The 24310-nt window shown below is 44.4% G+C and carries 17 protein-coding genes; 12 read left to right on the forward strand and 5 right to left on the reverse strand.

Features of this window, described 5'->3' with window-relative positions; all coding sequences use genetic code 11:
- Positions 1 to 31: 31 nt before the first annotated feature.
- The 3 genes from BSQ33_RS16815 (at position 32) to ylqF (ending at position 3496) form a co-directional block, all read left to right on the forward strand.
- The gene (locus BSQ33_RS16815) at positions 32 to 379 is read left to right on the forward strand and encodes a phasin family protein (RefSeq protein ID WP_021018717.1); all 348 of its coding nucleotides are present in this window, start codon (positions 32 to 34) and stop codon (positions 377 to 379) included.
- 60 nt (positions 380 to 439) lie between these two features.
- Positions 440 to 2266 carry a class I poly(R)-hydroxyalkanoic acid synthase gene (gene phaC / locus BSQ33_RS16820; protein ID WP_088134724.1) on the forward strand — a complete coding sequence of 609 codons (1827 nt, stop codon included), beginning with the start codon at positions 440 to 442 and terminating at the stop codon, positions 2264 to 2266.
- A 285-nt stretch (positions 2267 to 2551) separates the two neighbouring features.
- The gene (gene ylqF, locus BSQ33_RS16825) at positions 2552 to 3496 is read left to right on the forward strand and encodes a ribosome biogenesis GTPase YlqF (protein WP_027693952.1); all 945 of its coding nucleotides are present in this window, start codon (positions 2552 to 2554) and stop codon (positions 3494 to 3496) included.
- A 103-nt stretch (positions 3497 to 3599) separates the two neighbouring features.
- Here the strand turns inward: ylqF and BSQ33_RS16830 are convergent, their stop codons facing one another.
- Complete coding sequence (locus tag BSQ33_RS16830; RefSeq protein ID WP_088134725.1) at positions 3600 to 4592, reverse strand: CobW family GTP-binding protein; 993 nt, start codon at positions 4590 to 4592, stop codon at positions 3600 to 3602.
- A gap of 521 nt (positions 4593 to 5113) precedes the next feature.
- On the opposite strand from BSQ33_RS16830, the gene clcA reads away from it, so the two are divergent.
- Complete coding sequence (gene clcA, locus BSQ33_RS16835; protein WP_021018721.1) at positions 5114 to 6523, forward strand: H(+)/Cl(-) exchange transporter ClcA; 1410 nt, start codon at positions 5114 to 5116, stop codon at positions 6521 to 6523.
- Positions 6524 to 6616: 93 nt separating this feature from the next.
- Here clcA and BSQ33_RS16840 read toward each other — a convergent pair whose 3' ends face one another.
- Positions 6617 to 7435, reverse strand: coding sequence for a phosphate ABC transporter substrate-binding protein (locus tag BSQ33_RS16840; protein ID WP_027693953.1), 819 nt, complete (start codon positions 7433 to 7435; stop codon positions 6617 to 6619).
- A gap of 351 nt (positions 7436 to 7786) precedes the next feature.
- On the opposite strand from BSQ33_RS16840, the gene BSQ33_RS16845 reads away from it, so the two are divergent.
- Positions 7787 to 8131, forward strand: coding sequence for a DUF3024 domain-containing protein (locus tag BSQ33_RS16845; protein ID WP_021018724.1), 345 nt, complete (start codon positions 7787 to 7789; stop codon positions 8129 to 8131).
- Between the two features lie 200 nt (positions 8132 to 8331).
- On the opposite strand, the gene rnb is transcribed toward BSQ33_RS16845, so the two are convergent.
- Positions 8332 to 10329, reverse strand: coding sequence for an exoribonuclease II (gene rnb, locus BSQ33_RS16850; RefSeq protein ID WP_088134726.1), 1998 nt, complete (start codon positions 10327 to 10329; stop codon positions 8332 to 8334).
- 619 nt (positions 10330 to 10948) lie between these two features.
- Here rnb and BSQ33_RS16855 point away from each other — a divergent pair.
- A complete protein-coding gene (locus BSQ33_RS16855; protein ID WP_088134727.1) occupies positions 10949 to 12793 on the forward strand; it encodes a DEAD/DEAH box helicase in 1845 nt (614 codons plus the stop codon).
- 156 nt (positions 12794 to 12949) lie between these two features.
- Here the strand turns inward: BSQ33_RS16855 and BSQ33_RS16860 are convergent, their stop codons facing one another.
- A complete protein-coding gene (locus BSQ33_RS16860) occupies positions 12950 to 14392 on the reverse strand; it encodes a 6-phospho-beta-glucosidase (RefSeq protein WP_088134728.1) in 1443 nt (480 codons plus the stop codon).
- A 342-nt stretch (positions 14393 to 14734) separates the two neighbouring features.
- Between BSQ33_RS16860 and BSQ33_RS16865 the strand changes: the two genes are divergently transcribed.
- The 6 genes from BSQ33_RS16865 to BSQ33_RS16890 all read left to right on the forward strand — a co-directional run bounded on the left by BSQ33_RS16865 (position 14735) and on the right by BSQ33_RS16890 (position 23414).
- Positions 14735 to 15934 (forward strand): glycine C-acetyltransferase, encoded by a 1200-nt coding sequence (locus tag BSQ33_RS16865; protein WP_088134729.1) that lies wholly within the window; start codon positions 14735 to 14737, stop codon positions 15932 to 15934.
- A 104-nt stretch (positions 15935 to 16038) separates the two neighbouring features.
- A complete protein-coding gene (gene tdh / locus BSQ33_RS16870) occupies positions 16039 to 17070 on the forward strand; it encodes an L-threonine 3-dehydrogenase (RefSeq protein WP_088135285.1) in 1032 nt (343 codons plus the stop codon).
- Positions 17071 to 17420: 350 nt separating this feature from the next.
- The gene (locus tag BSQ33_RS16875; protein ID WP_088134730.1) at positions 17421 to 19313 is read left to right on the forward strand and encodes a methyl-accepting chemotaxis protein; all 1893 of its coding nucleotides are present in this window, start codon (positions 17421 to 17423) and stop codon (positions 19311 to 19313) included.
- 249 nt (positions 19314 to 19562) lie between these two features.
- Positions 19563 to 20900, forward strand: coding sequence for a diguanylate cyclase domain-containing protein (locus BSQ33_RS16880; RefSeq protein ID WP_232472016.1), 1338 nt, complete (start codon positions 19563 to 19565; stop codon positions 20898 to 20900).
- 129 nt (positions 20901 to 21029) lie between these two features.
- Positions 21030 to 21452: an NUDIX hydrolase gene (locus BSQ33_RS16885; protein ID WP_088134732.1), complete on the forward strand. Its 423-nt coding sequence runs from the start codon at positions 21030 to 21032 to the stop codon at positions 21450 to 21452.
- A gap of 393 nt (positions 21453 to 21845) precedes the next feature.
- Entirely contained in the window at positions 21846 to 23414 is a 1569-nt protein-coding gene (locus BSQ33_RS16890) for an ATP-binding cassette domain-containing protein (RefSeq protein ID WP_088134733.1), read from the forward strand.
- A 128-nt stretch (positions 23415 to 23542) separates the two neighbouring features.
- On the opposite strand, the gene BSQ33_RS16895 is transcribed toward BSQ33_RS16890, so the two are convergent.
- Positions 23543 to 24130, reverse strand: coding sequence for an FMN-dependent NADH-azoreductase (locus BSQ33_RS16895; protein ID WP_021018734.1), 588 nt, complete (start codon positions 24128 to 24130; stop codon positions 23543 to 23545).
- Positions 24131 to 24310: the final 180 nt, after the last annotated feature.

Below are 24310 nucleotides of genomic sequence, written 5' to 3' on the forward strand. Positions count from 1 at the left end.
AAGATTTGACCCACAATTGGAGATGAAACATATGTATACGGACTTCTTTAAATCATTTACTGATCAAACAGAAAAAACATTAGAACCTTATTTTAAATTCAATAAATTACTGACTAAAAACGTTGAAGTACTGACTCAGCTTCAGTTGAACTCAATGAAAACTTACAGTGATATTGGTCTTGCTCAGATGAAAGCAGCGAGTGATGTGAAAGATGTTGCTTCTTTAACTGCATTCAACACTCAGCAAATGGGTGCGCTTTCTAAACTGTCGCAACAAATGGTTGATGACAGCAATAAACTTCAGGCGATTGCCAAAGAGTTTAAAGATGATGTTGAGAAATTAACTTCAGAAAACATTTCAACAGTCACTCCTGCGTAACTCCGTGTGTCTTTTGGCCGTCTTTGCGGGCGGCCTTTTTTCTGAACTAGGGAGTAGGTTATGATTCAACACTTCTTCTCGGACTACCTGATGAAAATTCAGGAAACCAATCATAAATGGTGGACTGATTTTGAAACGCAGCAGGAAGTCTTTCGTTCGCCCTTGAATAAAGCGATGCAGGAAGTGAGCTTTGAGGATTCTGCAAAACTTTTTGAAAGGGCTGCCCACCAACCAGCTGCGCTGCTCGATCTTCAGATGGCGTGGTGGCAAAAACAGTTAGAAATTTGGCAAAATGTTGTCCTTGCTGGCAATAAAGATTTGCTGGTTGAAGCGGAGCATGGTGATAAGCGCTTTGCGGATGAGTCATGGAAAGATGACGCCATGTCTAACTTTATCATGCAATCCTATTTATTATTTGGCAAAACATATCTTGACACCATTGATGCCATTGAAGGTCTGGATGACAAAGTGAAAGAGCGTTTACGTTTCTTCTCACGCCAGACGATTAATGCAATGTCGCCTAGCAACTTTATCGCAACAAACCCAGAATTACTGAAGTTGACACTGGAGTCTAACGGAAAGAACTTGATTGATGGTATGGAAGCACTAAAAGAGGATGTTGCCTCCAGCGCTGATATTTTGAAAATTCGGATGACCAATAACAATGCCTTCCGAGTCGGTCAGAATGTTGCAACAACACCGGGTAAAGTCGTCTTCAGAAACGAGTTGTTTGAACTGATTCAGTACACACCGCTGACTGAACAAGTTTACAGCACTCCGTTGCTGATTGTGCCGCCGTTTGTTAACAAATACTACATTCTCGACCTCCGTGAAAGTAACTCAATGGTACGTTGGCTGCTGGAACAAGGCCATAGTGTCTTTATGATGTCTTGGCGAAATCCGGGCAAAGAACAGGCTGAGCTGGGATATGAAAGTTATGTTATTGATGGGGTTGTGAAAGCCGTTTCTGTCGTCGAAGATATTACCGGACAGGAACAGATTAATGCGGCAGGTTATTGTATTGGCGGAACTTTACTGGCAACTGCAATCGCTTATTATGCTGCAAAACGGATGAAAAAACGGATTAAATCAGCATCTTTCTTTACGACGATACTGGATTTCTCACAGCCGGGTGAAGTCGGTGCTTATATCAATGATCCGGTGATTAGTGCGATTGAGATGCAAAACTTATCTCGTGGTTATATGGATGGTCGTTCACTCAGTGTGACATTCAGCTTACTGCGGGAGAATAATCTCTATTGGAACTACTATGTCGATAACTATCTGAAAGGGTCTAATCCGGTCGATTTTGACCTGTTGTACTGGAATAGTGACAGCACTAATGTGACAGCTGCGAGCCATAATTTCTTGCTCAGAGAGCTCTATCTGGAGAACAAACTGATTCAGAATAAAGGCGTGAAAGTCGGTGGTGTTTGGATTGATCTGGATAAGATTAAGATTCCGAGCTATTTCATCTCAACCAAAGAGGATCATATTGCGCTATGGCAAGGAACCTATGACGGTGCGATGAAAACCGGTGGTAATAAAACGTTTGTGTTGGGTGAATCGGGTCACATTGCCGGTATTATCAATCATCCTGATAAAAAGAAATATGGTTTCTGGCTGAATGATGCGCAGGAAGAAAGTGCTGATGAATGGTTGGCAAATGCGCAACGTCAGGCAGGCTCATGGTGGACTCATTGGAATGAATGGCTGTGTGGTTTCTGTGCGAAGGACAAAATTGAACCATTTGCCATCGGCAGTGATAACTATCCGGTCCTTGATGATGCTCCGGGAGAGTATGTTCGTCAGGTTTTGCCTGTTTCGCCAGCAGCGCATGATTCATCTGTAAATGTGGCAGAAAATCTCCAATCTGCAAAAAAATAGTCTATCTCAACGATAGCTATACCTCTTGTGCCGTCCCTTCCTTTAGGCGGCACTTTTTTATCTGCGTTATACTCAATCACAGTGACTTAAGAACCGTTGACTGCAATGGCCTGTCCGATGGTCGACCTAATGGCTGGGTCAAAGAACAATCTCCCATTTCGCACAGAGCATGTTAGAATGCCAGCATTTTATCAAACCCGTCCGTTTCTATGTCCTGAAAGCAATAAAACTGTATTGATTCAGGGAAAACAGAACAAACGGATATCGGTGAAAGGTTCGTTTCAAATGGTTAATAATACAATCCAATGGTTTCCGGGACACATGCATAAAGCACGCAAGGAAATCGAAGAAGTCATTCCCCAGATTGATGTCATTATTGAAGTGCTGGATGCCCGTATTCCATTTAGTAGCGAAAATCCCATGATTACCGAACTGCGTGGTGACAAGCCTTGTGTGAAAGTGTTGAATAAACGCGATTTGGCCGATCCTGCCACAACGGCATGCTGGATTGAGCATCTTGAGCAAGAGCAAGGCGTAAAAGCGTTGGCGATTACGACTCAGAATACTCAGGAGGTCAATCAGATCATGGAACTGTGTCGTAAACTGGCACCTCATCGGGAAGAAATCGGCAAGAATATTCGTACGATGATTATGGGTATCCCCAATGTTGGTAAATCAACGATTATTAATGCCTTGGCCGGACGGACGATTGCGCAGACCGGCAATCAGCCAGCCGTTACACGCCGTCAGCAACGGATCAATCTGCAAAATGGGATTGTGTTATCCGATACACCGGGAATTCTCTGGCCCAAGGTTGAGAACCCCCATTCTGGTTTTCGCCTTGCTGCAACCGGCGCGGTGAAAGATACCGCGATGGAATATGATGAAGTGGCGTTTTACACGGTTGAATATCTGGCTCAGGCTTATCCGGATTTATTGAAAGCGCGTTATCAGATTGATGACGATCCCCAATCGGATATCGAATGGATGGAAGCCATTGGCCGTAAACGCGGTGCTTTAAGGGCTGGTGGCCGGATTGATTTGCACAAAGCGTCAGAGATTCTGTTGCATGAGCTACGAGCTGGCACAATCGGGGCAATCACACTGGAACGGCCGGAAATGATCCATCAGGAACTGATTGACGCTGAACTGGAAGCGACCCGAAAAGCCGCCGAGAAAGCGAAGCATAAAGAGGAACGGCGTAAACGTTATTTACGGAACAAACGTTAATCCATCATCAACTTATTCAACATAATGACAGCATCACGCTGTCATTATTGTTTTGTCCGCATTGCTATCCGACCAACGAACGACACTCACGCCATGAGGCTGGTTATTTCTTAGTCATCTGCCCGAGTTTAAGCAGAATCTGTTCCAGTTCATCCCAAGGCATTAATTGGGAATCAATTACTTCTATTTTTGACTCGAATCCATCCAGTGATATCTCATGCACGGAAACAACGTGATGATTGACGTTGAATGCATAGCAGCCACGGTCAGTATTGATCACCGCTTTGATCCGCTCTGCTGTCAGCTCACTGAATAATGAGAACAACGCATCAAAAGGAAAATGGATTTCGGCGCCGAACACCCAGCCGCAGCTGTAATAACCATCACCCTGATTTTCTTTTCTCAGATACGATTCACCAGGGGCTAACTGAAAGACTGGCTCAGCGTGGCCATGCTGGTGCTCATGATGGGATTGGGGGGATACCTGTTGTGGATCTTCCCGTCGCGGGAGATCTAACACTTCCAATGGAATATCACCGAACCGGGTTAATTTGTGAAAAATTTTGGCGGGTTGTTGGTTGGTGAGCCAGTTGTTGAACGTGTCAATATCACTGGTATGACATTGATCGATTTTGTTCCCGATGACGACATCTGCACTGGCCAGTTGGTCGTTAAAGTTTTGGTGAGTGGTATATTTGCGATTACTGAGGTTTCGCGGATCGACCAGCGCAATCGTTGCTTTTAAATCCAGATAGGGGTGATATTGTGCTGAGGTCAGCGTTGATACAATTTCCCGGGGATGTCCCAGTCCTGTGGGTTCAATCAGCAGCCGATCCGGTTTTTGTCGCAGCAATGCTGTAATTCCAACAGACATCGGCACACCGGCAGTACAACACATACAACCACCGGGAACTTCTTTTACCAAAGCATTTTGTTGAGACAATAGCGTGCCATCAATGCCGATTTCACCAAATTCATTGACTAACACCGCCCAGTTTTGGTCGGCTGGTTTATTTTTAAGTAGATTCAGAATTGCCGTGGTTTTGCCTGTTCCCAGAAATCCGGTAATGACATTGGCGGGAATTCGTTGAGTCATGACTTCAACTCCAAATTGAAGAACGTTCGGGGGGCCAGTATACAAAGATTCTACGAGGGGATAAAATGTAAAAGGCGCACTTAGCAAAGCGCGCCTTATTTCCCGCGACTCATATCGTGAGCTTGCGATCTGGTTGTATATGAACCAGCTAATGGCGGGAATGGTCTTAGGAGTTCTATTCCTTGATCCAAATTGTATGTAAGACTGAATCGTTCCTCCGGTTAAGATTATTTCAATTGCCTTACACTTTGATTATGGCCCGATATACTGGTATTTCAAGTATGATGATCGTTTGTTGTACCGTTTTTTTATGTGGTTCACAAATTTGTTTTTCACCTGCAACTGTGGTTATCATCAGAGTCTGGCATTTTTTCAATTTGCCCATGAAGTGGCATTTGGAAAGTGACTTGAGTGTAAATATGAAATACAACATTGCATTATTGCAACTATAGAAGATGATAAGGATGCGTATAATTCACGCTCGTTGATACTGATACTTTCATTTGTGAGGCCTTAACTCAATGAGATCTAAAGAGAGATTCAAACCTTCCCTGTTAGCCAAAGTTCCTAAAGACGCCATCAATCAGTTTCTCTCAAAAGATAAGACACCGGTCTCTGTTCTGCTGCTTTCTATTCTTGTCGGGATCTTATCTGGCTTGGCCGGAACCTATTTTGAGTTAGGCATTCACTTTGTTTCAGAAACACGGACGAGCTGGCTCATCAGTGAAATTGGTAATCTATTGCCACTTTGGCTGGCGGCATTTTTAATTAGTGCGAGTTTAGCTTTTATCGGTTACTTTCTGGTTCACCGTTTTGCACCGGAAGCGGCAGGTTCCGGGATTCCTGAAATTGAAGGGGCGATGGACGGAATGCGGCAAGTTCGCTGGTGGCGGGTACTGCCGGTGAAATTCTTTGGTGGGCTCGGTGCGCTGGGCTCTGGCATGGTGCTAGGGCGTGAAGGTCCGACGGTTCAAATGGGCGGCGCTATCGGGCGGATGATCTCAGGTCTGTTCCGGGTTAAAAATGATGATGCCCGACATTCGTTATTGGCCGCAGGCGCTGCCGGTGGGTTATCTGCGGCATTTAACGCACCATTGGCTGGTATTATGTTCGTGGTTGAAGAAATGCGTCCCCAGTTTCGTTACACGCTGATTTCGATTAAAGCGGTGATCATTTCTTCGGTTTTTGCCAATATTGTATTTCGGATGATTAATGGTCAGGCGGCCGTGATTACCATGCCTCAGTATCAGGCACCAGAAATTGAAGCATTGTGGCTCTTTTTGTTGCTGGGCATTCTATTTGGGATTTTCGGGGTATTCTTCAATCGTCTGGTGACATTTTTCCAGGATGTTTTTGTCAAGATCCACCGCAATGATCGCAAGCGTTATTTACTGATTGGTTCGTTTCTTGGCGGATGTTTTGGCATCCTGTTGCTATATTTGCCTGATCTTACCGGTGGTGGTATCTCGCTTATTCCTGTGATTACCAATGGTGGTTACACTGCGAGTCTGTTAATACTGCTATTCTTGGGACGCATCTTAACCACGATGCTCTGTTTTGGCTCTGGTGCACCCGGTGGTATTTTCGCCCCGATGTTGGCTTTAGGGACATTGTTTGGTTATGCATTTGGTCTGATCTCCCATAACTTTCTGCCTGAGCTGGCATTCGATCCGGGAATGTTTGCGATTGCAGGGATGGGCGCATTATTTGCTGCAACGGTTCGGGCCCCGATTACCGGTATTCTATTGGTGATTGAGATGACCAATAACTATTATTTGATTCTACCGCTTATTATTACTGTATTGGGCGCGGTTGTTTTTGCTCAGTTACTTGGTGGCGAGCCACTATACAGTCAATTACTCCATCGGACTTTGAAAAACGAGAAACTGCGTCAGCAGGATTTACCACCGCAGGAAACTCCCATCGCTTAATCATGGTATGGTCCTCGGGAATAAGAAAAGGACTGGCTCTGCCAGTCCTTTTTACATCATTGATATGTAGATTTAACCTTCATCATCAATCGTTTATTGAATGGATGGAATGTATCCATAGCTGTGAATCAATTCCCGGGCCCGATCCGATTGAAGGTATTTGATAAAATCTTGGGTTTCCTGATTGGCTTTATCAGAATAATCAACGACTAGAAATGGTCTTGAAAGCTGATACGACCCATCAGAGATGGTTTTCGTCGAAGCCACTACGCCTTCAAATGGAACGGCCTTAATTGACTGATCAACAGAGCCGGTCGAAATGAAGCCAATGGCTCGTGGATTATGATTGACTAATGTTTTGACCATGCTGTTACTGTTGACGACAAGATTACTTGGATTGATATCGGAGACCAAACGATTGTTGACCACCCGAGTTAATCCCAACAGACTCTCAAAACTAAATCTGGAACCGGATGACGCTTCCCGTGTCACGACCGCAATTCTTTGATCATTTCCTCCCAGCGTCTTCCAGTTGGTAATCTGACCTTTATAAATTTTGTAGAGTTGGTCCCGGGTCAGATTCTTGATCGGATTGGCGAGATTCACGACAATTGCCAAACCGTCATATGCGATGAGTCGTATTTCTAAATTTTCTTCCAGTTCGCCTTCAGTCAGGTAGCGGGAACTCATTGCTATATCGGCAACACCTTTTTTCAGCAGGGTAATTCCCGCAGTTGAGCCCACGCCTTGAACAGCAACAAAGCTTTCTGGATGCGATTTATTATAGTCTTCAGCAAGAACATCCATAATTCGCGCGACTGAGGTTGACCCAGATACATTGATTTCTTTGGCAACAACCTGCGATGACATGACCCATACACTGAGAAATAGGCCGATAACAACCCGCAACATAATCCACTCCACGTTATCTAATAAAGCCTCGATATTATGAGATTTTGATGACATTTTTGTGACTGATGGTCAGTGAGTCGGAGGGAAGTATGACATTTCGACCTATTGCGCCAACTTGGGTATAGACAGTCACCTGAAAACCGCGGTGGTGAAAATATTGGTCAACAGCCCCTAGGCAAGTCATGCTTGATGAATTTTTCCTTGAGATGACCAAGGCAGAATTCAGTTTTGTATATCGTCCTGAAGAGGGGAATGGTTTATACTCAGTACATCGTGAGATCAATGCAATCAGAACCGAAAATGTGTCATGGTTGCTTATCTTAGTTGATTCAGAGGTTTATTGAGATATAGATGACGGTCGTTAACCTATTACAACGTCAGATCGAACACCGAGCTGAGCTATTATGCCAAAATCGCAATCAGGGATTGCCGGTTGGCATTGGTAAATCATGCTTTGAGCCGATTGTGGATGGTGTCAAATTTCTCAAACACCATTATAAGCTTGATTCCAGCCATTACGATTATTCTACGCCAGTGGCAAAGATTCAGTGGGACCAGCAAGCGCGAGTGTGGGCACTCTATGTGCCGGATGATAGAAACACCTGGCTACCGTACCCTTTCTTGGGGCGGAGTGAAGATTTAACCGCATTAATTCGTGAAGTTGAAAAAGACCCAAAATCCTTGTTCTGGTCTTGATTGTCTGTATATCTGTGGTTCTATTGAAACTGATTCAGATGATCGGTTACTAAGATAACACATCATCATATTTCGGATTGACGCAAATAAAAAGGTATTCGTACGAATACCTTTTTTTATGCAAACAGATGTTAAATCATGTCGACGATTAGACGTCACTCACGGCTACTTCAACCGTAGCCGTAAGTTTGGATATAGCATCAAGCTGTTTCTGATACGTCACTTTGAGGTGGTTCAGCAAAAACGGCAGTTGGTTTGGCAATGATGTTCCGGTTTTCTTGATTCACTTCATTGAGTGTGACTTCAAGTGTATCACCCAGTTTATACACCAATGCTTTATCAATGTAGATATAACCTTGATCTGCATGACACTCGATACGTTCTTTGTTCGCCATGATCAGTGGGGCAGGGACAAATGCAGTGGCACCATTTTCAAGTAATCTGATCCGCATCCCGGCACGATTAATATCAAAGATTTCAGCATGGTAGCGAGTTTGCTTCTGTGGCTCTTCAGCCAAAGTCCGGGCATAAAGCCAGTCACTGACACTTCTTTCTGCAATCTTATGATGCTTCCTATGAATTGCCAGCTCTTCACCAACCAGTTCATCCGGTAATTGCACTGGTGGTTTGCCCATAATATAAGACTTCAGTAAGCGGTGATTGATCATATCGCCATATTTACGAATCGGGGATGTCCATGTCGCATAGACATCCAGCCCCATGGCAAAATGTGGTGCCGGTTGATTACTGATTTCACTATAGCTTTGGAATTTCCGAATACGGTTATCCAAATAGCTGGTGTCTTGGGTAGCAAGCCAACGACGTAGTGCGGAAAACCCTGTGAGGGTTTTGACCGTTTCATCGGTATGATCACTCATGCCGTGCTCGGTAATCAGCGTAATCACATCCGCAATCCGTTCAGTTTTAAACCCGTCGTGGACGTTAAATACACCCGTTCCGAATTGCTGCTGAAGCACTTTACCGGCACAGACGTTTGCCGTTACCATCGCCTCTTCAACCAGACGATTGGCACTGCGGCGCATATCGGCATGAATGGCAATTACGTCATTATCTTCACTCAGTTCAAAGCGATAATCCGGTCTGTCGGGGAAGACCACCGCGTGCGTCTCCCGCCATGAGCTACGCGCCTGAGAAAAGGCATATAGATCTCGGACGACCTGAGCAATGTCATCGGAAGGCGTCCAATCACTCGACTCACCAAGTTCCAGCCAGTCTGAAACATGATCGTAAACCAAGCGAGCGTGAGATTGAATGTGTGCTGAGAAAAAGCGGATATCGTCTTGCAGAGTGCCATCCTGAGCGACAGTGACTGTACAGCACAGGGCTGGGCGGATTTCACCTTCCCGCAGTGAACATAAGTTGTCAGCAAGCTCTCTCGGGAGCATGGGAATATTGCGTCCAGGCAGGTAAATCGTGAAGCCACGTTCACGGGCAACCTTGTCCATCTGATCATCAGGCGTGATGTAAGCGGTTGGATCTGCAATGGCGATGGTTAACTCAAAATCACCAGACTCCGTGCGTTTGGCGTACAACGCATCGTCCATATCTTGAGTCGATGCACCATCAATCGTCACAAATGGAATATCGGTTAAATCAACCCGGGTAAGTGCCGGGTCATCTTTCTGTTCCCAGTTTTCAATCCCTTCCGGCTCTTGATTCGGTAAATCGTTTGCTGCCAGCGTGACCCACCAAGGGGCAATTTTGTCGTCGGCATCGGTAATTTTATGGGTAATTTCAACGAAAAAACCATTGTCACCTTTGAGTGGATGACGCGTGAGTTGTGCGACGACCCAGTCGTTTTCTGCAATCGTGTTTGGATCCAATCCTTTTCTGACTTTCGCTTTCAGCGGCTGTTTCTTCAGTTGTGGGTGATCCGGTGCAACATTGAGTTTGCCTTTGTGCAGTTTGACACGACCGATAAAGCGAGAGAGAGCAGGTTCGAGTAACTCTTGTGGTTCGGCAACATCACGTTCGTTTTCGGTGCGGATGATTGCAATAACTTTATCGCCATGCATTGATTTTTTCATGTAGGGAGGTGGGATAAAGACACTGTTCTTACTGTCGATTTCCAAAAAGCCGAAACCTTTATCAGTTGCTTTAATGGTCCCTTCTTTTTTCGGCAGATTCTCCTGAATCTGTTGTTTTAACTGGGCAAGTAATGGATTGTCTTGAAACATCAGATATTATTTTAACCTTTCATCTTTTGGCTCAGGAGAGGGCGCTCTCCTCAATTTCGCGAAGTATTCTCCAGTACATGGCGTCGAATATCTGCGAAATATCCGTAAATATTATAATACCCCCACATGGTACTCGGTAATTGGGGGAAAGTATATGACTCCCTCATGAGCATACCTACTGATGTCGTGTGCTGGTAGTGACTTTGGGTAGAATGCGTATCAGTCGACATTCTTGTATCTTGCAGGGACTCAGCCGTCATCTGATAATGTGATGGTGGTGATGTTATGTCGCTACGCTCGATTTTCATTGCTATCATATTTTTATTGTTATTGTGCAACATCGAATCTGTAGCGGTGGGGTTTAAAAAATAATAACAATATGTTATGTGACGGAATTAAAAGGAGGTTTTTGTTCACATTGAGAAAAATATGTGATGAATTTCAATTTTTTCTAGATTTTTTTATGCATTTAAGGAATAATCCGCCTCCTTTGTTATGTCCCTCGTCGCTTTAAAGCGGTCTTTAGTTAATACCGTACGGAAAGGAATCTATCCTTGACTGGATTAGAAATGGTAAAGCGCATGGGGCCTTGTTATTCATCTAAATTAGTGGGAACCCCATGCAAGAAAATGTGATTCAATTCAAAGAATTAGCGCTCAAAAACGAAATCCTCGCCGCTCTGGACAATATGGGCTTCGTTTCTCCTACACCCATTCAGGCTGCTGCCATTCCATTTTTGTTGGAAGGCCGTGATGCTTTAGGTAAAGCACAAACCGGTACCGGAAAAACTGCAGCATTCTCTCTACCTCTGCTCAATAAACTGATTATGGATCAGCGTAAGCCTCAGGCCATTGTTATGGCGCCGACGCGTGAGCTGGCAATTCAGGTTGCTGCAGAAATCAAAACGTTAGGTCAACAAATTGCGGGCCTGAAAGTATTAGAAATTTATGGTGGTGCATCGATCGTTGATCAGATGCGTGCACTAAAATCGGGTGCTCATATCGTTGTGGGTACACCAGGACGGGTTAAAGATTTAATCACCCGTGATCGTCTCCATTTAGATGAATGTCATACCTTTATTCTCGATGAAGCTGATGAAATGCTGAAAATGGGTTTTGTCGATGATGTGACCTGGATTATGGAACAATCGCCTGAAAGTGCTCAGCGTGTTTTGTTCTCAGCGACAATGCCGCCAATGGTCAAAAACATTGTGGACCGTTATCTGCGTGATCCGGCCCGCGTTGATGTGGCAGGTTCAAACCAGACTGTTGCAAAAGTAGAGCAGCAATTCTGGGTTGTGAAAGGTGTCGAAAAAGACGAAGCCATGGTTCGGATACTTGAGACGGAAGAAACGGATGCATCAATTGTCTTCGTACGTACCCGTCAAGACACCGAGCGTCTGGCTGACTGGCTTTCTTCCCGTGGATTTAAAGCCACAGCACTGCATGGCGATATCCCGCAGTCTTTACGTGAAAGAACAGTTGAGCACATCAAAAAAGGTGTGACTGACATTTTGGTTGCAACGGATGTTGTTGCTCGTGGACTGGATGTGCCTCGAATTACGCATGTATTCAACTACGATATTCCATTTGACGTAGAATCTTATATTCACCGTATTGGTCGTACTGGCCGTGCCGGACGAAAAGGAAAAGCGATCCTGTTGGTTCGTACTAACCAAATCCGCATGTTGCGTACGATTGAACGAGTGACGCGTTCTTCGATGGAAGAAATTCAGTTGCCGCATCGTGACAAAGTTGCTCAGGCACGCTTGGTTCAACTGAGCCAAGAACTTGAAACTGAAAAAGAACATAAAGCATTGGAAAAATTTTCCGAGCTGATTGAAAGCCTCAGAGATTCTTTAGACATCGATACCACGACACTGGCAGCGATGTTACTGAAGCGTCAACAAGGCAAACGTCCATTATTCTACGTCGGTGAAGATCCAATGATTGCTGAGATCGAGCGTGAGAAATCACGTCGTCGTGAGCGTCGTGACGGTGGTAATGATGGTCGTCGGAGTTATGGTCAGGGCAATCAGGATTGGGATACTTACCAATTACAAGTCGGTCGTGAACAAGGTGTGCAGGTTAAAGATATCGTTGGTGCACTGGCAAACGAACTGGGTCTTGGTAAAAACTCAATTGGTGCCATTAAACTGGCACAAGGACATACATTCGTTCAATTGCCGAAAAGCATGTCTTCTGATGTGACTCGTAAGTTGCGCAAACTTCGGATTCGTCAGAAAGATGTCGGTGCGGTTGTGTGTGACTTTGATGATTTCCGTGAATCTCGCGGTCGTCGTGAAGGTGGTCGTCCAAACCGTGACAGCCGTGGTGAAGGCCGTGGTTTCCGTGGCGAAGGCCGTCGTGAGGGCGAACGTCGCTTTGATCGTAATCGTGGTGGAGATCATCGCGGTGCTCATCGTGGTGAACGTGGTCACGCTCGACGTAGTACTGAAGCATAAATCAGTCAGACTGAATGAAAAAAGGGAAGCGCTTGCGCTTCCCTTTTTTATACGTACCGTTCTGTTGTCGGTTGATTGCTCAAGTATGTCGGATGTCTTTGTGCTCAAAGATACGATGGGCATTGAACAGTCAATAACAGGACATTGCTTGTCTGATTAGAGCTCTGAACCGTTAGAGGCAATCACATTCTTATACCAATGAAATGACTGCTTCCGCGAGCGTTGCAGCGTACCGGTATTGTCATCATGCTTATCAACATAGATAAAGCCATAGCGTTTTTTCATTTCTCCGGTAGTGAAGGAGACCAGATCGATACATCCCCAAGGGGTATAACCCATCAGTTCGACACCATCAATATGGATAGCTTTCGCCATTTCCTGAATATGGGCGCGCAGATAGTCGATCCGATAATCATCGTGAATTTCACCGTTTGCTTCGACTTTATCGACGGCACCCAGACCATTCTCAACAATGAACAGCGGTTTTTCGTAACGTTCATAGAGGGCTGTCAGACTATAGCGCAGACCAACAGGATCAATCTGCCATCCCCAGTCACTGGCTTTCAAGAACGGGTTACGAACCGAATGTTTACGGCTCCCGTCAACCAATTCTTCCTGATTACTCTCTGTCGCTTGGGAATTGACTGTATTGGACATGTAATAACTAAACCCAATGTAGTCGACGGCTCCGGCTTTTAGAATCGCTTCATCACCTTCAGCAATTTCAATGGTATAGCCTTTCTCTTCCCATTCTTTCCGGGCATAAGTCGGGTAGTGGCCTTTGGCCATCACATCCGCGAAGATAAAGCGATCCCGCATGGCGACTTGTGCCAGCATCACATCGTCCGGATGAGAGGAATATGGATAGAATGGCACCATCGCTACCATACAACCGATTTTCAGTTCTGGATTAAGGGCATGGGCTTGGGCAACGACTTTGGCACTGGCAACAAACTGGTGATGAGCTGCCTGATACATGGCTTCTTCAGGCTTTTCTTTTTGCGTGAATTTGACGCCTGAGCATGTCCAGCCAAAGATATCAAGCGCAACATTCTTCTGATTGTTGATTTCATTGAATGTCATCCAGTATTTGACTTTATGCTGATAACGCTCAATGACTGTCATTGCATATTTTACAAATAGATCAATGACTTCCCGGCTCATCCAACCATCATATTTTTGGGCAAGATGGTAGGGCATTTCGAAATGGCTGAGGGTGATGACCGGTTCAATATTGTATTTCAATAGTTCATCGAACATATCATCGTAGAACTGTAATCCTGCTTCACATGGGGTTGTTTCTTCTCCGGTCGGGAAAATACGCGTCCAGGCAATACTGGTTCTGAAGCATTTGAACCCCATCTCAGCAAAGAGTTTAATGTCTTCTTTGTAACGCCCATGAAAATCGACTGCTTCATGGTTTGGGTAAAATTCATCAGGTTGAATGCCATCGGTGATCTTGCGCTGTTTGCCATAGGCACCAGCCGTCACAACATCGATAATACTCATCCCTTTGCCGTCTTTGTCCCAGCCACCTTCAAGCTGGTGAGCGGCGACAGCGCCTCCCCACAGGAAATTTTCCGGAAATTTCGGGTTCATCTCATTCCTCCAGAATGTTGATAAAATTGTAATTTTGAAACCGGTTCCAATGATAGATTCTGAATGAAATCAAGATCAATGAGATCACAGTGAAACTGTGTCACTCATCCCATTATGTGATATTGATTACAAAAATAGGCCATTGAATGGCATAAAAGTTTGGACAGACCAAACAGTTTGGAATGCGCTCTATTTGTGAATTAAATTCAATAATGATTTTCCCACATGAGGGATAATCGCTTTCCATGACATCGTTTACACTTAATCAATAACGTCTCTTTACACTGTAAATATTGCAGTATCATCAACGGCAGTGAATTAAAAAATAGCAAGGGAATCATTATGTCTTCTGCATTCTACGAACATATTCAACATCAGATCGAATCAACCAAAGAAGAAGGCCTGTATAAGTCGGAGCGCATCATCACCTCTGCACAGCAAGCCGCTGTGCATATCAATACCGGTGATGAAGTGCTGAATTTTTGTGCCAATAATTATTTGGGGTTGGCCGACCATCCGGAACTGATTCAAGCTGCAAAAGAAGGCATGGATAGTCATGGATTCGGGATGGCTTCGGTTCGATTTATCTGCGGTACGCAAGATATCCATAAAACCCTAGAACGGAAGCTATCAGCCTTCCTCGGCAAAGAAGATACTATTTTGTATACCTCATGTTTTGATGCCAATGCCGGGCTGTTTGAAACATTATTAGACAAAGAAGATGCCATCATCTCCGATGCGCTTAATCATGCATCGATTATTGATGGTGTCCGATTGTGTAAAGCCATGCGCTTTCGTTATAGCAATAACAATATGGCAGAGCTGGAACAGCAACTGATTGCGGCTGATCAAGCCGGTGCACGGCATAAAATGATTGTCACGGATGGCGTTTTCTCTATGGATGGAGTGGTGGCTAATCTTCCCGCTATCTGTGATTTGGCAGACCAGTATGATGCATTGGTGATGGTTGATGACTCTCATGCAGTTGGTTTCATGGGTGACAACGGACGCGGGACTCATGAATATCATCAGGTGATTGATCGAGTGGATCTGATTACCGGTACATTAGGTAAAGCGATGGGTGGTGCTTCCGGTGGTTACACGGCTGGTAAGAAGGAAGTTATCGATTGGTTGCGCCAACGTTCCCGGCCTTATCTGTTTTCTAACTCCGTTGCCCCTGCCATTGTTGCTGCATCGATTCGGGTGTTGGATTTACTGGCAGAAAGCAGCGAATTGAGAACACACCTGTGGGAGAACGCCGCACATTTTCGTCAGCGTATGAGTGATGCCGGTTTTACGCTGGCGGGAGCCGACCATGCGATTATCCCGATTATGTTGGGAGATGCCAAAATGGCGGCTGAGTTTGCTGAGCGGGCTTTAGCTCAGGGCATCTATGTGGTTGGATTCTCTTATCCTGTCGTCCCGAAGGGACAAGCGCGGATCCGTACTCAGATGTCAGCGGCACATTCAACCGAGCAGCTGGACAGAGCAATTGATGTATTCATTCAGGTTGGTCGTGAGATGGGTATTATCGCTGGTTAATTGTTCAGTCAAGTCTAACATTTGAACGATTTTCTATTTGCATGAACGGAACAATGGTCGTAGAGACAGTCACGACAGTCGATAATTGTGACAGAGATAGTCATATGAAAATTAAAGCATTATCAAAGCTAAAACCTGAGCAGGGTATTTGGATGACCTCGGTCGATATGCCAGTTATGGGGCATAATGACCTGCTGATCAAAATTAAGAAAACGGCGATTTGTGGTACTGATGTCCACATTTATAACTGGGATGAGTGGTCGCAAAAAACGATTCCTGTGCCGATGGTGGTCGGCCATGAATATGTGGGTGAAGTGGTGGGCATTGGTCAGGAGGTCCGCGGTTTCTCTATTGGTGATCGGGTTTCCGGAGAAGGTCATATTACCTGTGGTCACTGCCGCAATTGTCGTGGTGGCAGAACACATTTATGTCGCAATACCATTGGTGTTGGTGTGAACCGGACGGGAGCATTTGCCGAGTATCTGGTTATTCCGGCTTACAATGCGTTCAAAATACCAGATGGCATTTCCGATGATCTGGCTGCGATTTTTGATCCGTTCGGCAATGCGGTACATACGGCGCTGTCGTTCGATATGGTTGGGGAGGATGTGTTGATCACTGGTGCCGGACCAATTGGCATTATGGCTGCCGCCGTTGCAAAACATGTTGGTGCTCGCCATGTGGTGATCACGGATGTTAATCCGTATCGCCTGCAATTGGCTGAGAAAATGGGTGTCACTCGTGCTGTCAATATTGCAGAAGAGCGGCTCAATGATGTCATGGCAGAACTGGGAATGACCGAAGGATTTGATGTTGGTTTAGAAATGTCCGGTGTTCCGGCTGCATTTCACACGATGTTAGAAGCCATGAATCACGGTGGACGAATTGCTCTGTTGGGGATCCCACCATCGGATATGGCAATCGACTGGAATCAGGTCATTTTTAAAGGTTTGGTTATCAAAGGGATTTACGGTCGGGAAATGTTCGAAACTTGGTACAAGATGGCAAGCCTGATCCAATCCGGCCTCGATCTGACGCCAATTATCACCCATCATTACAAAATTGATGATTTCCAAAAAGGCTTCGACGTCATGCGCAGCGGGGCTTCCGGGAAAGTGATTCTTGATTGGGAATAACCCATTCAAATAAAAAAAGCGCTCCGATTGGAGCGCTTTTTGGTTTTCGGTCTTTTATATCCACTTATTCGTATTTAAATGGTTTCACCCAACAGAGAAGCCATTTTTCGGGTTCATCGAGACCGATAGGCTCCAGAAATAGTGTGAATTTGCTCGAAAAACTGACTGTATCGAGTTGAAATGCTGTTGAAAATGAGGACGTTGTTTTGTGATAGAGAACTTCCTTTTCTAATAGTTATATATCACCTTAATTGGATCGGGATCATTAAACTGAAATGTTGCGAATACAGGATTCTCAGTGGTGGTATAAACTTACTTGAGTGTCAAACCGGTTAGTAAGGAGTTAACCCGTGACTCTTACCAAGAAACTACTAATTATCAGCGGCTTAATCGTTGCTGTTCTTGCGTTTGTTCAGGCAAGCATTTCTGCCTATTCGATTCAGACGCAAATACTTAATAGCATCACATCTTCGAATACACTTTATGGCGAAAGTAGTTCTCGAACGATAAGTGGATGGATTAATGAGAAGAGGAGTCTGGTCTCTGCATTTGCAGATGCTTTAAATCGAACGGATACCACAGAGAAAATTACCAGCGAGATTAAGACAATTGATATGGCAGGTGATTTCGGCTCAGTGCTATATGGCACCGTTGCGGGTGATACCTACCGTGCAAAGGGGTTGAACACTAAAGCTGGTTACGACCCTAGAGTTCGGCCTTGGTATAAAGATGCTATCAATAGTTCAGATGTGTACCTCAGTGAACCTTACGTCGGTGCATCAAGTGGGGTGCTTATCACAACCATTTCAAAGAAAGTTGTGATTGATGGCAAAGTCACGGGGGTCGTGATGGTGACTCTGCCTCTTGAGAAAATTAAGGATGACATCCTCTCAATTAAGGTTCCCGGCGACGGTAAAGCCTTTTTGCTTTCCTCAACCGGAACCATCATCGCACACCCAAACCCAGAGTTGGGGAATAAACCCTTGACTGACCTGACACGCGATATCACTGCAAATGAATTGATTCGCCATGCCGACCAAACTGACTTGCTAGATATTAAAGTAAACGGTGTTCAGAACCTATTGACTGTATCTAGCGTGAAGGGAACTAATTGGTATTTGGTGCTCATGAGTCAAAAGGGCGTGCTCTTTAAACCGATGAAAAAGCAATTGACATACCAAATTATAACCGCGGTTATTATGTTTGTTCTGTCAATCGTGATCTTGGGTGGTGCTTTGCGTTATATGCTTTCAAACCTATTTTCGGTATCTGCAGCACTGAACGATATTGCTAAGGGTGAAGGTGACCTGACGGTACGAATTGATGCGAAGAGCAACGACGAAGTCGGTGATCTGGCAAGAAGCTTTAATCAGTTTGTCGAAAAGCTGCACAGCATTATCTCCACAGTGAAGCAGATATCACACGAAGTACTCAGTCAGTCAGAAATCAGTGCGCGTTCTTCAAGTGAAAGACAGGCGAATATCGCAAATCAACAGAATGAAATCACAATGGTTGCAACGGCTATGACGGAAATGGCGACCACGACAGGTGAGATTGCTAACATTGCCGAAGAGACTGCTCAAAGCGCTACAAATACAGTCGAAGTCAGCAATAGAGGCAATCAGCTTTCACAGAAAAGTGAGGAATCCATTCATAAGCTTTCTGAAGAGGTTAAGAGTGCAAGTGGCGTCATTGCAGATCTTAGTCAGCAAGGGGAACAGATCACGACGATAGTCTCGTCGATTAACGATATTGCTGAACAGACGAACCTGCTAGCGTTAAACGCAGCCATAGAGGCCGCGCGTGCTGGGGATCAAGGTCGCGGTTTTGCCGTCGTTGCTGATGAAGTGCGCACACTCTCAGAAAGAACGCGCAAGTCAACAGAAGAAATAAGCCAAATGATCAGTAAGCTGCAAGGGACGACTTCTGAGGCTGTTGATGTGATGAATCAGTGTCACAACTTGGCTATCCAAAGTGTTGATGATACCAGCAACGCTGCTGAGAGCTTCAAAGAAATCAAAGAATCTACAGAGGCTATCAATAATATGGCGGCACAGATTGCCACCGCAGCAGAAGAACAAGCGGTCGTTAGTAAAGAGATTAACGTCAATACTGAGTCCATCAAGGTGATTTCTGACAGTCTAAGTGAGGAGTCTGAAGAAGACGCTATACAAGCGCAGCACTTAAATGATATGTCAGAGAAGCTGATTGCTCAGGTCGGAAAATTTAAGATCAAGACATAGCTTGTATTTGTCGGTTTAGCATCCAGCCATAAACATTTTCAAGGCACCTTTCGGTGCCTTTTCCTTTTTTCAGCCCCTAGGAGAGTCATACCTGATTTGGAACGACCAAGGTGAATTCGACTAAAACGTCAACAGATCTTGTATATCTAGTATATGATTATAAAGGTAGTTTTCAGTCAATATTTGGCCTTGCTATGGGAGGATGAGATTATCAAAACGTATAAATTCAACCCATGGATCTTGTGTCTGTTGACGATAGGCTATGTTTTATTCTCTTTGATGACCATCAATTTGATAACGGAGCGCTTTGTTGACAAACAGAGCCGGGAGGTTAAAGAGATCATACAACATGAGCTAGCGTTAGTCCGATATAGCATTGAAGCTAGCATATTTCGTGATACTTATCTTGCTGACAGTTTTGCTTCCGTGGTTGCTTTGAATCCTCAATTTGCCATGAAAAATTGGAAGTTCGTGTCCGAGCAATTTTTAGCGAAAGCCGATTTGGTGAGAAACATTGGACTCGCCCCCAATGACATCATCTCCCATGTTTATCCCTTAAAAGGGAATGAAAGAGCTGTCGGGCTAGATTTTCGTACCGTCCCTAAACAGTATAAGACGGTTCAGGCTGCCAGAGAGACTCAAAAGGTCTTTATTGCAGGGCCCTTGGAGTTGGTTCAGGGAGGGACAGCGCTAATTGCCCGTTATCCGATTTTTACGGATGTACCGTATAACACTCATTATTGGGGGGGCCTCAGTGTTGTGATTAATTATGACAAGCTGATTGCGTTGTCTAATTTGCATCAGTTGAAGGATGTTGACGTTGCCTTAGTTGCCAATAACGATAATGGCACAACCAGCAAGCTCATTGAAGGTGATGAAGCGGTTCTCAAAGATTTTGATATCAGCTATCCGATATCTCTGCCTAATATGACTTGGATTTTGTTTGCTAAATATAAAAATTTTCATGAAATTGAAAGCGTGAGAACGTTTAAAAATCTTTTCTATACGTTAGGGGGGATGACATTTTCTGTCGGCTATTTTCTGATTTTATTTTTGATTAACAATTATTTTCGTGTTCATGAGCTTTCGTTACATGATGAACTGACGAGGCTTCCTAATCGGCGTTATTTGTTCAATGAATTTGAAAGAATAAAATTAAAAAGCGGATCCATGATTGAATTGACGGTTTTGAATATTGATCTAAACCGGTTCAAACAGATTAATGATTCATTAGGGCATGAGGCCGGTGATGAAGTATTGAAATATACCGCATCGTCATTAATCAAGTGTTTAAGGTCATCTGATTTTATTTCTAGAATTGGTGGCGATGAATTCGTTGTTATCCTCCAACGCACCACAAAACCCGAATATATTGAACAAATTATCCACAAGATACATATGTTCTTTGTGTCCAACCCTTTGCACTGGCGTGGTCATGAAATACCGATCTCTTTAAGTGTCGGATATTATCATTTTCAAGGTCAATCAGTTGATTTGGTTATCAATGATATATTATCGGAAGCTGATAAAAGCATGTATCGCGACAAGTTGTCCCGGAAGAATAAGGCGGTGAACGAAAACGGTTAGTTCGCCCATCAGCTCTGGTTTCCAGCAAAGTTCATACCTGTGAGATTTATGGTTCAAATATTGATTGTATTGGATGAATTGAATAGGATTTGATAGACATTTCCCCGTGATTTGAAGTGAGATTTTCTTATGCGACATATCCGAGCTAAAGCCGTTTGCCTGTTCCGACATCAGCGTCGAATTTTACTTGCCGAAGGCTATGATCCGGTGAAAGATGAAACGTATGTTATTCCAGTCGGGGGTGGCATTGAATTCGGTGAGAAATCGACAGATGCAGCCCGCAGAGAAACCTTCGAAGAAATCGGGGCTGAAATCGATAATTTGAGGCTGTTGGGGATCAGTGAAAATATATTTACATCCAGTAGCGCAGCGGGACATGAAATTGTATTTGTCTACGAGGCAGAATTCAAAGATAGCTCGTTTTATCAACGGGAACAAATTCCCGGGATTGAAACAAACGGTGCGCGGTTTATTGTCCGCTGGTTTGATGAGGATGATATTTTGAACGGCAGTCTGCCATTTTATCCTGATGGCATCATCAACATTTTATAGCGGTGATATTTCTAGCAAAATATTGCGCTCAGGGGACTGATACCTGCTCAACATCGCGGCTGAGCCAAACAAAAACAGAGGGTATTTCCCACCCCAAGTGATTTGAAGGTTTGTTTTATCAGATCGGTGAGTCTTGACTGGGTGAGCGAAAATACAGTAGTCTTTGTCCATCACTTCTTAAGGAGATTACGCCAATATGAATCACTAAACCTGTCATCCATTTCTTATTTTATTTTTTGGATTTACAGGGTTAGTAGGCGTAGCTCACTTTCCGATATTTCTCTGCAATTATATTTGGGTACTTGAACACTTGAATCAGTGTGTATTTGCATGGATCTCATCTTTCATACTAACTAGCTACGGCTGTTGTCCCTGTCACACAGGAGGCAAATTATGCCAGTATTACAGGCTCACAACATTAGCCAAATCTTTGATAACGGTGAGGTGCTGTTTCAACAATTATCATGCTCAATGAGTCGAAATCGAGTTGGGTTGGTTGGTCGTAATGGTGTTGGTAAATCGATACTCGCTGCAATTTTAAGTGGTGCGCAACCGCCATCGAGCGGAACGGTCATCATTCCTCAGTCATGTGCGGTATATCGCCAGCAACCAGCGCATTGGTTATCTGGTGAGCTTTCCATCGCGCAGTTTTTGGGTAAAAACGATGTACTGAATGCGTTGAAGCAGGTTGAATCCGGGGACTGTTCAGCGCATTGGTTCGATGTGATTGGGGAACTATGGGATTTATCCTCACGACTCGCTCAGCAACTCAAAGTGTTGGGCTTACCCTCAGACCCCGATTTTCCCTGTACTCAGCTGAGCGGTGGACAACTGGCTCGTTTGCAGCTTTGGCAGTTGTTTGAAAGTAATGTTGAATTACTGATCCTCGATGAGCCGTCCAACCATCTTGACGCTCATGCAAAGCAGTGGTTAATCGAATCAATACGCACCTTTAAAGGTGCCATTTTACTGATCAGCCATGATCGATTGTTATTACGTGAAATGGAGGAAATTTGGCAACTTTCAGGATTGGGGCTACACGTGTTTGGGGGGAACTACGATGCTTACATTGAACACATGCGTAGTGAGCAACAAGCCGTCGAGCGACAACTTGTCAGCGTGGATAGGCAGAAGAAAAAGTTGGCAGCGCAAGCGCAACGGAACCGAGAAAAGGCGGCTCAAAGAGCTGCTAAGGGAGACCAGTTGCGTAAAGCCGGTGGCCAGCCCAAAATCTTACTTGATTACAAGAAGGATATCGCGACGGCACGTGCATCAAACCTCCATAAAAATGAGCAACTTCGCCAAGCACTTTTAAATGAGAAAGAACAGGCGTTAAGAGGCAGACAAGAACAAGTGAAACGCCAAAAACTCTATTTGTCTGACAACATAAGCCGATTGCATCAAGTGGTTTCGATTCTGGAAGGGGTATTACCTTTTGGCTGTTGTCAGCCAATCACACTGCAAATATATGCGAATGACAAGATTCATCTGACGGGTAAAAACGGGTGCGGTAAATCAACCTTGCTGAAAACCCTATTAGGAAAGTTGACGCTACAGCAAGGGGAATTGCATTTGAATACGCCATTGTATTATCTTGACCAGCATTTTGGTGCAATCGAGCCCGAGTTGTCGATGCTGAATAATTTGATACAACAGTGTGAAGGGATGAAAGAGAGCGATGCCAGAACATTGTTAGCCGGAATTGGTTTTCGTCGTGATAGTGTATTTCGTCTTGGTTCAGTACTGAGTGGTGGCGAAAAAATGAAATTAGCGATGCTTATCGTCAGCCATCAACCTGAACAACCGGTGTTACTCTTGGATGAGCCAGATAATCACCTTGATCTCGACGCTAAAATGATGCTGGCGAAGGCATTGCGACATTATCGTGGTGGTTTCATTCTGGTTAGTCATGATGATGATTTTGCCAGAGAATCAGGGATTGAAAGACAAGTTACTTTGTAATGTGTCTGTATGGTTACGGTTCAGTATGCTGGTGGAACCTTTGTAGCGGGAATTTCCTTTCATCTCAGATGTGAATAAAAAACAGCGCAAATGCGCTGTTTTTACGGAACAAATAACGGCTGGGAAAATTAAACCGCGATTGCTTTCAATTGGTCTTTTGCAGCGGCAAGCCCTTGTTCTGCAGATTCTTCACCCATATTCAGCGCTTCCGCATATGCAAACTCAACATCAGTCAGACCAAGGAAACCCAGAATTGTTTTGAGGTATGGTGTGACGTTGTCAGTCGAACTGCCCTGATGAATCCCACCACGTGTGGTGATCACTACAACTTTTTTGTTCTCAAGCAAACCTTGCACACCGGTTTCTGTATATTGGAACGTTACACCCGCACGAGCAATCAGATCGAACCAATTTTTCAACTGAGTCGGGACGGTGAAGTTATACATTGGTGCTGCAATCACAATCTTGTCGGCTGCTTTAATTTCAGCAATCAATTGGTCCGAAAGATTGACAACAGCTTGTTGTTCATCACTCAGGTCTTCAGTGGCACGCAATGCTGTGGCAACTGAGAAATCGAGTACAGGGAGCGGATTTGCCGCTAGATCACGGAGCGTTACTTGTGCACCGTTGAATTTTTCCAGATATGCATCAAGCAGTTTACTGGATTGAGAATATTCACCAAGAATACTAGATTTCAGAGCAAGAACATGAGACATAATAAATTCCTTGTTTAGTTGGAAACATGTGAATTGTGTAAACAGGAAAATATTCTAGTGATGCAAACCAAGATAAAGAAGTAGGAATATTCGCTTAACCTATTCGAAAATATTGAATTGGTGCACGGTGCATGCCAGATAAATGGGTTATAGCCAGAAGAGAGTCACCGCGTTGAACGC

Source organism: Vibrio gazogenes, assembly GCF_002196515.1.
GTDB lineage: Bacteria > Pseudomonadota > Gammaproteobacteria > Enterobacterales > Vibrionaceae > Vibrio > Vibrio gazogenes_A.